The 2,039-nt window shown below is 35.0% G+C and carries 2 protein-coding genes; both read right to left on the bottom strand.

From position 1 onward, the window contains the following. Positions 1–689: 689 nt before the first annotated feature. The gene (locus ACRCJ0_RS12730) at positions 690–1,418 is read right to left on the bottom strand and encodes a hypothetical protein (RefSeq protein WP_431390662.1); all 729 of its coding nucleotides are present in this window, start codon (positions 1,416–1,418) and stop codon (positions 690–692) included. Then, complete coding sequence (locus tag ACRCJ0_RS12725; protein WP_431390661.1) at positions 1,419–1,985, bottom strand: class I SAM-dependent methyltransferase; 567 nt, start codon at positions 1,983–1,985, stop codon at positions 1,419–1,421. Between the last annotated feature and the right edge of the window lie 54 nt (positions 1,986–2,039).

The raw sequence follows: 2,039 nt of genomic DNA, 5'->3' as shown, positions 1-2,039 counted from the left end.
AATCTTTTCTACTCGTAGCTATGCTTAGTGAAATTTCTTTACTATTAAATACCCATTTCTATGCACTTTGATGTTTGGTTATAACATTATCCTGAAAGAAATCGAAGATGGAAACCGTGGACCACAAGCAGCTAACGTTGTTAAAGCGTAAATCTAATTTAAATTTTAACAATTAGGGCAACAGCCCACCAGACTAGTTAGACATCAGTTTAACTAGTCTTTTTTTGCTTTAGATTTGAAAGATATAGAAATAGCGGAGATCTCTAGCGACTTAGAAGTAGCAAAAAGGTAGCATTTGTATTGAAGGATAATTCAATATTTTAAAAATAGGATCTCTAAACTGAAATTAAACTTATTTATTTGAAAGTTAGAGTATATAATATATTTGATAAAACAAGTTATTTTATTTATTTGGAGAAGTGGTAATGTTGATAGCTTTATTCGACCTATTCGTAGCTATATGGGCTTCTTATGCAGGGAGCTTATTATCGAAAATTGAATCTAAACATTGATCATTTAAAATGAAAAATTAATTTTTTGGGACTATATATTGTGGATATTATTGAGATGATTTTAAAGGCTATCTCGATGATATCCTTTTTCTTATCCTTCATTTCAAATACGCTAACAAAATAACAAAACCCGCTTTGATTTGGTCCTAGCAACCATTCAAAGCGGGTTCTTTTAATTTACTGTCTTTTTTTAAGGAATAGGCTGTAAACCATAATCACTAATGAAATGATGATTAAAGCGATTGTTTGGCTATTCAATGATTCCGGAATAATGGAGGTTGCAGCGATAGCTATAATCAAGACCACAACGGCAAAGCTAGCCAGTAATTTCATCATTCTTGCTGAGTTTGATTTTTTACCAGCAATTTCTACGCCTTCTGCACGGTAATCCATGAATAAACTAGATAACCAGGAGAATACTGCTAGATAGTATAGGAATTTAATAAGGCCTAAACCGGTTAATAAGACTTGCGCATTGGCCATTTCTACAATGTTTTGCATGATGACCATTTCCATTGCGATAAATAATGGGGGCAATACTGGCAGTAAGTTATGCGTACCAATCACTAAATGAATCAATAACCATTGTAGGAAGAGTAATCCTTTTGCCAAAATAGTTACGGGACTAAAAATTAAAATGGCGATTAGGGCTATTTCGACCACACCTAAAATGATCATATTCTTAATGAGTGTGAGTCCTTTTTGCTTAGAAAATAATAAATAGACCTGTGTAAGTAAAAATTGCCAGAATATTAATAGTAGAAAATTTGTCCAGTTGATCGTGTTGACTGCTTTTAATGTCATGAAGGCAGGGACTGCCATGAGACATACGAGTAGGACATGGAAAAGTGCTGGAACAAGAATTTGGCGGTTTTTGCTACCAGCTATGGATTTGATTGCTGCCATTTATTGTCTCCTTTCAACGATAAATAATCGTGGAGGTAGGTTTTTTTGGTTCAAAAAATTGAACATAGCTACATTATAACTTTTTTGTTCGCATTTTTCGAGATAAGATTGAACCGCTTCAAATTCTTCCATACCACCCGGATGACCAACGTATGAAGCAATCAGTAACACCCCCATCTTATCTAAGCGTTCAAGGACCGTTTGAATGGCTTTGATAGTGGTCTCTGATTGGGTGATGATCTCTTTATCTCCACTAGGCAAATAACCGAGGTTGAAGATGGCTAATTGCAATTTCTCATCGGCCGGAATGACTTGGTCTAATTCGCTATGGTCTTTTACAAACAACTTTGTATTTTTAAATTTTGCCTCCTCAGAAAGGCGTTTTTCAGCGAATGCAATCGCTTGTGCTTGTATGTCTAATCCGTAGACGATACCTTCAGGGCCAACTAGTTGTGAAAGCAACAGGGTATCATTTCCTTTACCTACTGTTGCATCTAATACATGGTCGCCTTTGTGAATTTTTTCTTTCATTATTTGATGCGTCACGGTGACAATATTTTGAAACATACCATTCCTTCTTTCTACATTAATAGCTTAATCTACCGTAGGTTTTCGGTAAAC

Source organism: Aerococcus sp. L_32 (assembly GCF_050689315.1).
This window is presented reverse-complemented; position numbering and strand designations above follow the sequence as displayed.

Bases quoted from the DNA above. Each gene is read 5' to 3' on its own strand.
- ACRCJ0_RS12725 (WP_431390661.1), bottom strand. From the start codon at position 1,985: ATGTTTCAAAATATTGTCACCGTGACGCATCAAATAATGAAAGAAAAA.
- ACRCJ0_RS12730 (WP_431390662.1), bottom strand. From the start codon at position 1,418: ATGGCAGCAATCAAATCCATAGCTGGTAGCAAAAACCGCCAAATTCTT.